This is a genomic window from Methylomagnum ishizawai (assembly GCF_900155475.1).
Classification (GTDB): domain Bacteria; phylum Pseudomonadota; class Gammaproteobacteria; order Methylococcales; family Methylococcaceae; genus Methylomagnum; species Methylomagnum ishizawai_A.
Window position 1 is genome coordinate 694,179 of sequence record NZ_FXAM01000001.1, and the last position, 12,017, is coordinate 706,195.

The 12,017-nt window shown below is 65.5% G+C and carries 11 protein-coding genes; 4 read left to right on the forward strand and 7 right to left on the reverse strand.

Features of this window, described 5'->3' with window-relative positions; genetic code table 11:
* The first annotated feature begins 20 nt into the window (after positions 1-20).
* Together rsfS and B9N93_RS03075 are read left to right on the forward strand one after the other, a co-directional pair.
* Positions 21-362: a ribosome silencing factor gene (gene rsfS, locus B9N93_RS03070; RefSeq protein ID WP_085210778.1), complete on the forward strand. Its 342-nt coding sequence runs from the start codon at positions 21-23 to the stop codon at positions 360-362.
* A gap of 86 nt (positions 363-448) precedes the next feature.
* Positions 449-1,480: a potassium channel family protein gene (locus B9N93_RS03075; protein ID WP_085210780.1), complete on the forward strand. Its 1,032-nt coding sequence runs from the start codon at positions 449-451 to the stop codon at positions 1,478-1,480.
* Between the two features lie 10 nt (positions 1,481-1,490).
* Here the strand turns inward: B9N93_RS03075 and B9N93_RS03080 are convergent, their stop codons facing one another.
* The 3 genes from B9N93_RS03080 to soxC are packed head-to-tail and all read right to left on the reverse strand — an operon-like array spanning position 1,491 to position 3,710.
* Complete coding sequence (locus B9N93_RS03080) at positions 1,491-1,868, reverse strand: (2Fe-2S) ferredoxin domain-containing protein (RefSeq protein ID WP_085210782.1); 378 nt, start codon at positions 1,866-1,868, stop codon at positions 1,491-1,493.
* 32 nt (positions 1,869-1,900) lie between these two features.
* On the reverse strand, positions 1,901-2,431 hold the full coding sequence (locus B9N93_RS03085) for a c-type cytochrome (protein WP_085210784.1): 531 nt from the start codon (positions 2,429-2,431) through the stop codon (positions 1,901-1,903).
* Positions 2,418-3,710, reverse strand: a complete 1,293-nt coding sequence (gene soxC, locus B9N93_RS03090) for a sulfite dehydrogenase (protein ID WP_254899325.1) — start codon at positions 3,708-3,710, stop codon at positions 2,418-2,420. Before soxC ends, B9N93_RS03085 begins: the two co-directional genes overlap by 14 nt.
* 615 nt (positions 3,711-4,325) lie before the next feature.
* Between soxC and B9N93_RS03095 the strand changes: the two genes are divergently transcribed.
* Both B9N93_RS03095 and B9N93_RS03100 read left to right on the forward strand, forming a co-directional pair.
* Entirely contained in the window at positions 4,326-4,730 is a 405-nt protein-coding gene (locus B9N93_RS03095; protein WP_085216152.1) for a hypothetical protein, read from the forward strand.
* A gap of 79 nt (positions 4,731-4,809) precedes the next feature.
* A complete protein-coding gene (locus tag B9N93_RS03100) occupies positions 4,810-6,147 on the forward strand; it encodes a YfiM family lipoprotein (RefSeq protein WP_085210787.1) in 1,338 nt (445 codons plus the stop codon).
* Between the two features lie 45 nt (positions 6,148-6,192).
* On the opposite strand, the gene B9N93_RS03105 is transcribed toward B9N93_RS03100, so the two are convergent.
* From B9N93_RS03105 to bstA, 4 genes are all read right to left on the reverse strand, one after another.
* A complete protein-coding gene (locus B9N93_RS03105; protein WP_085210789.1) occupies positions 6,193-6,828 on the reverse strand; it encodes a TVP38/TMEM64 family protein in 636 nt (211 codons plus the stop codon).
* Between the two features lie 36 nt (positions 6,829-6,864).
* Positions 6,865-7,743, reverse strand: coding sequence for a sterol transporter outer membrane protein BstC (gene bstC, locus B9N93_RS03110; RefSeq protein ID WP_176225106.1), 879 nt, complete (start codon positions 7,741-7,743; stop codon positions 6,865-6,867).
* 4 nt (positions 7,744-7,747) lie between these two features.
* On the reverse strand, positions 7,748-8,602 hold the full coding sequence (gene bstB / locus B9N93_RS03115) for a sterol transporter periplasmic substrate-binding protein BstB (RefSeq protein ID WP_085210791.1): 855 nt from the start codon (positions 8,600-8,602) through the stop codon (positions 7,748-7,750).
* A 552-nt stretch (positions 8,603-9,154) separates the two neighbouring features.
* The gene (gene bstA / locus B9N93_RS03120; RefSeq protein WP_085210793.1) at positions 9,155-11,890 is read right to left on the reverse strand and encodes a sterol transporter cytoplasmic membrane protein BstA; all 2,736 of its coding nucleotides are present in this window, start codon (positions 11,888-11,890) and stop codon (positions 9,155-9,157) included.
* Positions 11,891-12,017: the final 127 nt, after the last annotated feature.

Sequence of the window (12,017 nt, forward strand, 5' to 3'; positions counted from 1 at the left end):
AGAGAATCCCCGACACCCGCATGACCACAGAGCAATTGCTTCAACTCGTATTATTCGCGCTGGACGACGGCAAGGGCCGCGACATCAAGATCATCGATGTGCGCGGCAAGACCAATATCGCCGATTTCATGGTGATCGCCAGCGGCACTTCGGAACGCCATGTGAAATCCCTCGCGGGCCATGTCGTCGAGGAAGCCAAGAAGAACGAAACCCAGCCCATCGGCGTGGAGGGCGAGAACGTCGGGGAATGGGTATTGGTCGATCTCGGCGACGTGGTCGTCCATGTGATGAAGCCCCAGACCCGCGAGTTCTATCAGCTCGAAAAATTCTGGTACGGCGATTATCCGGCGGCGGTACATTGAACGCCGCCCGCGTCCGGGAACCCCGCGCGGCACCCGGACCGGGCGGAAGCCTTCTCCTTCTCCCCCCTCCCGGCCCCCCCTGAGCGATGCTGCCCGAGTACCACCGGCAATCGGCTTCCCTGCGTGCCCGTTTGATCCTGCCCGCCACCCTGGTGCTGCTGGTGACCGTCATCGGTACCCTGGGCTATGCCTGGCTGGGCCGGGAACAGGGCGCGACCCTGCTCGACGCCTTGTTCATGACCGTCATCACCATCACCACCATCGGCTATGGGGAGGTGATCCGGCTGGACGCGGCGGGCCGCATCTTCACCATGGGCATTGCCATCACCGGCATCGGCAGTCTGTTCTACAGCCTCACGGTCATCATGGACAACCTGGTCGGCAGCCGCCTGCTCGACCCCTTCGGAGAGAAAAAAATGCAGCGCGAGGTGCGGAAGCTCAAGGACCACATCATCATCGCCGGGCTGGGCCGGGTGGGGAAACAGGCCGCCGCCGAGTTGGAAGAATCCAAGGTGCCGTTCATCATCGTCGATCCCAGGCCGGAGGTGCATGGTTACGCGGTGCAGCGCGATTATCTGTCGATGCAGGGCGACGCCAGCGACGACGCGGTGTTGGAACAGGCCGGCATCTACCGGGCCAAGGGTTTGATCGTGACCAGCGGCGACGACGCCAGCAACCTGTATATCGTGCTGTCGGCGCGGGTGTTGCGGCCCGATTTGTTCATCGTGTCGCGGGCGGTGGATGAATCCAGCGTGTCCAAGCTGATCCGGGCCGGGGCCAACCGCGCCATCAGTCCCTACGCCATCGGCGGGCGGCGCCTGGCGCATTTGATCCTCAGCCCGACCGTGATCGATTTCTTCGATACCGTGATCCGCAAGGGCGAGGAAAGCATCAACCTGGAGGGGATCGAGGTCCGCGGCGATGCCCGGGCGGTGGGCCAGAGCCTCGCCGGGTTGAAGCTCCGGGAAAAGACCGGGGCGTCGGTCCTGGTGGTGATGCGCGGCAACCGGGTGTTGCCCAATCCCGAGCCGGAATTAGTGTTGCACCCCGGCGACCGCTTGCTGGCCTTGGGCACGGTCGAGCAATTGGACCGGCTCGAAGCCTTGGTCGGGGAGTGAGCTTCCCGGTTTATTCCGCCGCGCCCGGTCCCGCGAATTGATGGGCGGCGACCGGGGTGCCGCCGATGAGATGCTCCTGGATGATGCGCTCGATGACTTCCGGCGTGCAGCCGCGATACCACACGCCTTCCGGGTAGACCACGGCGACCGGCCCCTCCATGCAGACCCGGAGGCAATTGGCCTTGGTGCGGCCGATCCCGCCCGTGTCGTTCAGTCCCAATTCCTTCAGCCGCCGCTTCAGGTAGTCCCAGGATTCCAGCCCGGTTTCCAGGCCGCAGCATTTGGCCTTGTCCGGCCCCGCGCACAGGAAAACGTGGTGTTTGAGTCCTTCCAGGTTCAGGGTTTCCTTCATGGTCCGCAGTTCGGGGGAGAGGGTCGGTTCGCTCATGGTTCGTCTCTTGGGGTGGGGAAATATGCGGTTCAAGGGTGTCCGGGCCAGACGCGCTGGAAACCGTCGCGGTTGGGCATTTTGATCGCGGCCAGGGTCCGGGCGTCGAGCGTGGCCTGTGCGCCGAGCAGGCCGTTGAGGTATAGCAGATAGGCGGTGACGGCGTAGACCTGGGAATCGTTCAGGCTACGCGGGGCGTCGATGGGCATGGCGCGGCGCACGTAGTCGAAGACCGTGGTGGCGTAGGGCCAATAGGCACCGATAGTGCGGTCGGGATGCGGACTGCCGGGCGGCGCGCCCCCGGCCAGTTCCTCGGCGCTGCCGCCCATGCCTTTAAGGCCGTGGCAACCGGCGCAGTGGCTGTCGTAGAGGGCGTGGCCCTCGGCCACCGTGCCCAGCCCGGTCGGGAGTCCGCCGCCGTCCGGGAAGATGGTGATATCCTGGGCGGCGATGTCTTGCGGGCTGGCGGGGCGGCCCAGGCGCGGGCCTTCGGGCGCGGCCTGGGCCGGGCCGGAGAGCGCCGCCATCGTCAGGAGCGCCGCCAACCGCCTAGGCGTAGACATGGCTGAGGCTCCCGTCGGCGGCCACCGCCCAGGCGACGATGGCGTTGTAGTGGAAATAGCCGTTGTGGCCCCGCGCGTCGATCAGGACCGAGCGTTCCGGTTGGACATAGCCGGTTTCGTCCACGGCCCGGCTTTTCAGCACCAAAGGCTGGCCGTTCCAGCGCCAGGGCAGGCGGAAGCGGGTAAAGCATTGCGCTAGCACCGGCTCCTGCAACGCGGCCTCGGCCCAACTCTTGCCCCCGTCGGCGGAGACTTCCACCCGTTTGATCTTGCCGCGTCCGCTCCAGGCCAGCCCGCTGATTTGATACAGCCCCGGCCCCCGCAGCCTGTGGCCGGGCGAGGGATGGGTGATGAAGGATTTCGCCTCCATGATGAAGCTGAATTGCCGGGCGATGCCCGAGGGTTGCGGTTCGGTGTACTGGGCGGTTTCGTTGCGGGCCATGGCCGGTTCTTGCGCGGCTTGCAGGCGGCGTAGCCATTTGACGTTCAGCACCGCTTCCCAGCCGGGCAGGATGATCCTCATGGGATAGCCGTTCTCCGGGCGCAGGCGCTCGCCGTTCTGGTAGAGGGCGACCAGGGCGTCGTCCAGGGCTTTTTCCACCGGGATGCTCATGTTCAACGCGTCGGCGTCGGCCCCTTCGGCGATCAGCCAGCGGGCCTGGGGCAGGAGTCCGGTTTCGTTCAGCAGGGTCGCCAAAGGTACGCCGGTCCATTCGCTGCATGAGGCCAACCCGTGGAAATAACCCGCCGGGGTCTGGATCGGCTCCGCGTGCCAGCCCGCGTTGCTGTTGCCGCCGCATTCGACGAAGCACAACCGCGACACCAAGGGATAGCGCAGCAAATCGTCCACGCCGAAGCTCAGGGGGTTTTTGACCAGGCCGTGGATCAGCAGGCGGTGTTGGTCCGGGTCGATGCGCGGCACGCCGTTGTGGTGGCGCTCGAAATGCAGGCCGTTGGGCGTGACGATGCCCTCCAACTTGTGCAGCGGGGTCCAGGAAATGCCGTTGCCGGGCGCGCCCGGATTGGCGGAAATCCAGCGGATGGCGTCTTTCTCGAACGGGGAAGGATGGCCGTAATTGGTGAAGGATGCCCCTGGGGTTTTCATCCAGGGCGGCGGTTCCGCGTCGGCCATGGCCTCGAATCCGGCCAAGGCGAGGCCGGTTCCCAGGCTGTGCCGCAGGAATAGGCGGCGGTCCAGCAGGCCGCCACCGGCGACTGGGATGTCGGGATCGGGGGGATGGGAGTATGGCATCGCGCTGCCCTGGAAGTGGGTTCGCACGGATATTAACCGATTTTTCCGTGCCCAAGCGCGGGCGGCGGGTGGGGTTTGGGCGGAAAGGATGGCGGTACCGGCCACCCTTTCCTAAGGCGGGGGCTTTATCATCGGGATAAAGCGCGGGGACACGAAACAATTATTCGCTACAAGGAACGTTTTAATCCCTTCTTGATCAGGTCTTGGAGCGATGGCCAGGCCGGAGGTAACGGAGACCCAAATTAACAATGCGCTGGTCTTAATCCCTTCTTCTTCAGGTCTCGATTCGCGCAAGGGGCATGAAAAACCGAGTCAAATCCAACGGCGGTATTAATGCCTTCTTCATCAGGCCCAACGGCAAAGGTGGCGCAAACTAAATGTCCAAGCCGAAGATGGTCGTAATCCCTGCTTGATCAGGTCGTGGCTTTGACATGGTGGAGGACCGGCCCGGCCCATCCCCAACGTTGCTTGCATGACCGCCCGCTTGGAAGCGGGCCGGTGATAAGCATAACCGAGCCGGGCGGATCGGTAAATCATGAAAATCCACGGTGCCGGGTTCGGAAAATAGCGCACGGGCCACCCCGCTTCTCCATTACAATGCCCGCCGCCATCGTTTATCGCAAGATTCCGGGAGGTTCCGCCATGCGTACGAAGGGGAATATCGTGTTGGGATTGTCGTCCCTGCTGGCGGTCGGCGCTTTGCCGCCTCCCGCGTTCGGCTTCGCGGTCGGCCATCATGGCGGCATCATTCTCAATTGCACCGCGCCGGTGTTCTTCGAGGAGTCGCCGCCCAAAGATGCCAAGGTGGCCGCGTTCGACCGATTTTCGTTCACCGCCTCCGACGACACCGATCCCGAAACCCTCAAGGTCTGGGTCAACGCCCAGCCCGTCGAAATCGCCATCACGCCCCAGCGCAGTGGCCGCTTGACGGTCTCGGGCAAGCTGGCGCAACCCCTCACCCAAGGCAAGGCTTGGATCAAGGCCACCGGCGTCAGCCACGATGGTTGCGACCAACTCCACACCTGGAATGTCTACATCGCCCCTTGAGCCGCGCTTAAAATCCATTGCGCCGAGAGGGCCGCGACCGGTCGAAGCTTTCTGGAAGGGCGGACTTCGGTTCTAGTCCATGTTAATCAGGCTATTTTGGATTCCCAAAACCGGCAGGTCCGGTTTTCCAGCCGGCTTCGCCGCCGCGATCCGCCGCCACGCCCTGTGGGGGCGGGTGGCCCGTGCCGGTCTATGCGCGGCCTTGGGTTTCCTCTTGTTGGTCTGCCTGTTGTTGGGGCTGGTGTTGCAGACCGAGCCCTTGCTCGAACTCGGCTCCCAACCCGCCCAGCGTTATTTCGCCCGGACCCGCGGCTTGATCCGGGAGACTGTCCACGCCGGCGACAACAGTGGGAAAACCCTGGTCCTCACCGCCGACGACCTGACCGCCGCCGCCAATTTCGCCATCCTCCGCAAGAAACTGGCAGGCCGCGCCGAGTGCCGCATCGAGGGCCGCCGCCTGAACCTGACCGCCAGCGTCCGTTTGCCGTTCCGCGCCTTCAAATTGTTCCTCAACCTCCGTTTGATCGCCGACGACGCCCAACCCCAGGCCATCATCAAGCGGCTGAAGCTGGGGCGGCTCAGTATCCCCGCGCCCTTGACCGGCTGGCTGTTGCGCGGCCTGCTGCATGGGACGCCGCTGGCCCGCTACAGCCGGGTCGGCGAGCGTTTGGTCGGGCAGGTCCGCATCCAGGACGATGGCCGTCTGACCCTGGTCCTCAACTGGAACCGGGACGCCCTGGCGCAGGCCGAGGGCTTGATTACCGACCTGGCGGACAAGGAGCGGCTCCTGGCCTATCACGACAAGTTGGCGGAAGTGGTGGGCCAGCCCAACCTCAAGCGTTTCGTGCGGCTGGGCGCGTTGTTCCAGCCTTTGTTCGCGTTGGCCAAAGCCCGCTCCCAGGACGATAACGACCCGGTGGCCGAGAACCGCGCCTTGATCTTCGTGCTGGGTGCCTATGTCAATGGCCGGAATCTGGCGCTGTCGCCGTTGTCGGCCAAGCCCCTACCTCTCGGCGTGTTGCTGAACCGCCGCATCGATACCGCCCAGCACTTCATGGGTTCGGCCAGCATCGCCACGGCGGGGCATGGTACCCTGGTCGATATGATCGGCTTGGCGAAGGAGATGAACGACACCCACGACGGCAGCGGCTTCAGTTTCATCGATCTGGCGGCGGACCAGGCCGGGGCGCTGTTCGGGATGACGGCGGTGCGTTCGGAGGAGAAGGCCCGTAGGTTCCAGGAGGTGTTGAGCCAGAGCAACGACGAGGGTTTGTTCATGCCGGCCATCCGGGATTTGCCGGAGAACCTGAGTCCCGAGGCGTTCGCGGCGCGGTTCAAGGAGGTCGATAGCCCGGAGTTCCAGGCCATGAAAGCGGGGATCGAGGCCCGTATCCTGGCGTGCCCGGTGTATCGGTAGCCCGGATGGAGTGGAATGGAATCCGGGCCGGGAAGCGCGGCGGTCTCAGGCGGTTTTGCGGGCCGTCACCCACTTCACGCTGTAATTCAGCAGGAAGAACAGCACCGCCGCCAGGGCGCAATATTTCCCGAGTTCCACCAAATCGGCCTGGATCGCGCCCGCGCCCATCAGACTGGCGGTCACGCCCAGCGGCAGGAAGCCCAGGAAGCTGCCGACCCAGAAATCCCGGTGCGTCACCGGACTCCAGCCCAACAGGATATCGTTGTACAGGCCGCTGATCGGCAATTGCCGCACCAGTAGCACCGACCACCAGCCCCGGCCCACCGGCACGGTGATGGTTTTGAGCTTGGGATATTTTTGCAATAGGCGCTCCGGGGCGATCCGCCGCGCCAGCAGGAACACCCCGTAAGCGCCCAGCAGCGTGCCGAATTGGCTGAGGACGAAGCCCCAGCCGAAACCGAAGCTCCATCCCGCCAGGAAGCAGAACAACAGCCGCGGCGCCCCCAGCCCGGTCAGGACGGCGGAGGCCAGGAAGAACACCAGCGGGGCGGCCAGTCCGGTGGCGGCGAGTTGGGCTTTGACTTGGGAGCCCAGGAGCAGCCAGTCCTTGGGCAGCGCGAGCAGGAGGGCGAGGCTGGCGGCGAGGGCGAGGCAAAGTAGCAGGGCGGAAAGCAGTTTCATGCGGGGGAGGTTCCGGGGGAATGGGGAAAGGCCATGCTAAGGCGCGGACACGGTGTCCGGGAATGGGTCGCGCATAGACGCAGCGTTCACGGAAAGGGTGGTGGCGGACGTGGCGAGGCCGACCACGCCGACTTCCTTGCAGACCTCGGTGAATTCCTTCTTCCAGGGTTCTTTGTTATAGCCCCAATCGCCCTCGCCCAGCAGTTTCAAGCCCAGGGCCAATTCCTTTTGCACCTGCTCGGCGATGCCGTCGCCTTCCACTTCCCACAGGGCCTGGGCGTAGAACAAATGGTTGAGCGGATGGCCGGGATATTGGTCCCGCGCCCGTTTCAGCAGGTCCAGCGCCTTGTCGCCATCGCCGATCCCGGCGGGCCAGGGCGGGGCTTTGAGATACAACATCCCCAAAAGGCGCAAAGGACCGCCATCGTCCAGTTCCGGGCTGAGTTCCACCGCCCGTTTCATTTCGCGTTCCAGCCGGGCCAGGTTCTGCGCGGCCAGGGCCACATCGTGGCGCACCGCCAGCCCGAGGTTGGCGGCGAGGTAATAATGCACCGCGCCTTTGTTTTCCCCGCCCAGGGCCAGCGCCTTGTCGGAGAAGCGCACGCCCTCCGAAGCCAGTTTGACCTGCCGCTCGGGGTCGGTTTCGCGCTCGGCCAGGTGCAGGCACAGGCGGCTGCCCAGCGAGGTCCGCAACAAGGCCGGGTCTTGGGTGTCGCGCAGGGCTTCCAGGGCGCATTCCAGCGCGGACGTGGCGCTGTGGGGACCGAGTTGGGTTTGGCGGGCGGCGAGGCTGGCGGTGGTTTCCTTGGGGCAGGCGGCGGGATGCTCGAAGCGCACTACATCGCGGTTGAGCCGGGCGCAGCCCCCGGACAGCGCCGCCAGCGCCAAGGCGGAAAACAACGATAGCGGGCGCAAGGCGTTATTTCCCCTGGTTCCATAGCTCGACCATGGGCGCGATGCGGCCCTCGTCGGCGGCCACGAAGGCGTCCACGCCGAATAATTCGCAGAGTTTTTTACCCTCGTCGTCGTGGCACATGCCTTCCAGGGCCTGGGTGAAGCGGGCGCGGTCTTCCGCCGTGGTGGCCTTGCCGTCGGCCACCAAGCCCATCAGCGGGATTTCTTCCGAGGTGAACACGGCTTCCAGCGGGTTTTTCAAAGGTAGGGCGGAGAGTCCCGCGTATTGCTGTTCGTTGAGGATCACCGCGTCCAATTCGCCGCCATCGAGCGAGCGCAAGGCCCGGATGGCCTGCCGCGAGGGCTTGAGGTCGAAATCCTGCAAGGGTTGTTGTCCGGCCAACACGATCTTGCCGATGAAATCGGGTTCTTCCAGCACGGTGCCGCCCAGGGATTTGCCTTTGAGGTCGGCCAGGGTCTTGTATTTGCCGCGCTGGACCACGACCCGGTAGCGTTCGGTGGTCGCGCCCTTGATCCTGGGCTGGACCAGGGGAATCAGGTGGTGGTCGGCCTGCGATTCCAGGAACAGGCCCAGCGAAGTGATCATGAAGCCGGGATGCTTGTCGGCCAAGAGTTGGCGGCATTCGGCGGCCTTGGCGGTGAAGACCGAACTCAGGCTGTTGGCGGGCCAGTGGCCGACCCGTTCCACCACCCGCAGCATGGAGGCCATGGCGGCGTTGGCGTCGTTCTCGTTGACCGGCCCGCCGGGATAGCAGACCAGGATGGGAGCTTTGGTCGCGGCGGATTCGGCGGCGGCCACGAGACAGGGAGCCAGCAAACCGGCCAGGAGGGCGGCGATACGGTGGGTTTTGCGCGTCATGGGGGGTTCCTCTCCGGTCATACAGGTCAAACGGACAACACTTGCGGTGGGCATGGGTCCGCGCCGCGGGGTGGCGATGGCGCGTCGGGTATTTGGGCGTGCGCGGGTGTTTGGCGCGGGGTCCGGTGGTCTAGGTCGGGATTTGCGGGGCCGGGGGGGCGGCGGATTGCCTATCACCATCGGGCGGAAGCCGTCATGGGAAATGATAAAGCGGGGTATTTTAAAGGGTAAACGTTCAAAGTCGAGGAGGGCGGCGATTTTGGCGGTTTCCAAGGTGTGCATGGGGCTTCCTGCCAGGGCGGAAGGGCGGATTGGACGGGGAGTATTCCTTGCGTCGTCCGGGGCGGTGGCGGTTCCGGCATGATAGCGGGAAACCGGCGCTTTGGGGGCGGGGACGGGCGCCGGGTTCCATAGGTTGAATTGCGGGGGGAGGTGGAGCGGGCCGCGACACTGCTGCCGGGCTGGTTATTTGTAGGGTGGACCCGTATTCCGCGCCCACCGGGATAGCCCGAAGCGGTGGGCATGAGTAGTGCCCACCCGACTGAAAATGCGCTAGGCCGGGCCATTCCGTCCGCGCCGGGGGTCCAGCAATTGCCCGATGGCCGGGGCGATCAACAAGGTGGCGGGCAGGCAGCACAACAGGCCGATGGTGATATCGACGCCCAGGGTGGATACGCCCCGGTAGCTCGCCAGGGTGATGGCCCCGAGCCCGGCCAATTCGGTGCCGGCCGCCAGCAAGATCACCTTCCCGGCCACCTGGCTGACTTGCAGCGGGCTGTGGTCCTTGAGTTCACGCCAACGGTGGCTGAACCACACGCCATAATCCACCGCCAAAGCGATCACCAAGGGCAGGGCGATGATATTGGCGTAGTTATATTTGATCCCGGCCAGGGCCATGATGCCCAGCATCCAGCCGCCACCGATCAACAAGGGCAGTGCCGCCAGCACGGTCCCGCGCACATCACGCAGGGCCAGGGCCAGCCAGATCAAGCACACCGCCAAGGCCAACAGCGTGCCGTGGAAGAAGCTCCGCACCACGATCCCGGTGAATTCCTGGTGGGTGATGGGGAAGCCGGTGGCTTCGGGGGAGACGGCGTAGGCGTCTTGGGTCAGGCGTTCCAGGTTGGCCGGATCGTAGACGTTCTCGGCAGGGAAGGCGTAGACGGCGATGGTGCCGTCCTGCGCGAAGAAGCGGTCGCGCAAGCTGGCCGGGACGCCCGCCTGGGTCAGCGGCAGGGCGGAACTCCAGGTCTCCAGCACCGCCAGTCCCTCGCCCGCCGCCGCCAGCAGGGCGCGGAAAAATAGCTCGCTGCGCTCCCGGCCCGCCGCGGGATTTTGATCGATGGCGGTTTGCAGGGCGGCGAGTTGGTTCCGTACCTGTTCCAGGGGATCGACCAGATCGCTATGCCCCGACGAAAAGGCTTGCTCCTGGTAATCCTCGATGCGGGCTAGGCTGGGCGGGAGCAGGGCGCGGAGCCGCTCGAAAGTCGGCATGGGCAAGCCGCCTTGCGCGAGTCCGGCGATTTTCCCACCGTAACCCTGGCCCGCCACTTCCGTGCCGAGGGCCTGGGCCTGGGCGAGGCGGTTTCCGGCATCGGGCGGGAATAGTTCGGTCAGGGATTGCACTTTGGCGAAGGTTTTGCGCTTTCCGGCGTCCTCGGCGATGCGGCGGGCCTCGGCCATGTCCTGGGCGGTGAAGATGACCACCTCGGCTTGGTAATCGCTTTCCGCCACCATGCGGCGCTGGTAATGGGCGGCTTCGGAATCCTGGGGCAGCAGGGACAGGGCGTCGTAGTCGAAGGGGATGGTGGTGCCGCGCCATGCGCCATAGCCCGCGCCCACCACCGCCACCACGACCAACAGGGCCGCGACCGGCAAGGGAAACGCGCCCCGGCCTTTGCGGGTCGCGGCGGGCCGGGGGTTATCCGGGGCGGGCGAATCCTTCAACTTGGGCGGCAGCACGGCGTACAGCGCGGGTTGGACCACCCAGGTGCTGACCAGGATCAACAACACGCCGCCCGCCGCCACCCGCCCGAGTTCGGCGAAGCCGGGGAATTCCACCGTGGCCAGGGCGCAGAAGATCAACACCGAAGCCCCGCCCGCCGTGAACACCGCTCCGAACGAGGAACCGATGCCGGCGCCGATGGCTTCGATCAGGGGTTTGCCCGCCCGGCGTTCCTCGGCGATGCGGGACGAGGTGAAGATGCCGTAGTCCGCGCCCAGCCCGAACAGGATGGCGAGGAAACCGGAGGTGATGATGGTCAGATGCCCCACGCTGAGCCAAGCTAGCCCCAGGCTCCACAACGCGCCCAGCCCCATCGGTACGAAAATCGCCAAGGCCCAGCGGATATCCCGCACCACGCCCAGGATCAACACCGCGATCAACACCGCCGCGCTGCCGACCACCAGGGTGATGTCATGCTCGATATCGATGTATTCCTCGTATTCCACGGCGGGCAGGCCGGTCAAGCCGACCTTGGGCGGGATGCGGCCCTGGGCCTGGGTTTCCGCCGCCAACGCCTGGGCGGTCCGCCGCACCTGTTCCACGAAGGGCGCGATGGCGGCGAATTCCTCCGAGGCGTCCTGGGCATGGACGAACAGGAACAGCATCCGGCCATCGCGCGAGGCGAAATAGCCCTGGGCCAGGGCGTCGGCTTCCGATTGTTGGGCCAGTAGTTGTGTCCAATCCAGCCCGGCGGGCGGTTCCGCCGCCGTGAGCCAGCGCCGCCATTCCGCCAGGATCGCGGCCAGGGTCCGCAAGCCTTGGCCGGCGCTGGAGGGATCGGTCCCGGCCAGCGCGGGCGGGGCTTCGAGCCAGGACCGCGCCTGGCCCAGGGCGGTGTCCAGTTCGGCGGTATTGCCCGGTGGTTTGAGGGCCGCGAGTTTATCCAGCCCTTGGCCGAATTGGCCGAGTTGTCCCGGCGTCATCAGGAGGTAGGCGTGTTCCAGGAAGAAGCGGGTGTCGAGCCGCTCGCTGGCCTGGGCGATGCCGGGCTGGGCGCGGAGCCTCTCGGCCAGTGCGCTGGCGTAGCGCTCCAATTCCCTGCGGGGCAGGCCCTCGACCACCACGATGAGGTCGGAGGCCGCGCCGAATTGCTTGAGGAAGTGGTTGAAGCGCTCGGCGACCACGGTGTTTTGCGGCAGCAGCGCCTGGCGGGAGGTGTAGACCGGCAGCCGGGTCATGGCCCAGGCCGACAGCCCGGAAATCACGAGGGTCAGGGCCAGCACCCACCAGGGATGCCGGGCGCAGCTTTGGGCGGCACGGGCCGCGTGGCGGGAAATGTCCAAGGTGGAAGGCTCCGATGGGTGGGATGGGTCCAGGGCGCTGGCGGCTTAGTGAGGGGCCAGGATAACAAAAAGGCTTGGCGTTTCCGCGCAAGCCTTGTGTGGGGTCGGACGCTCCGGGCGCCCGACG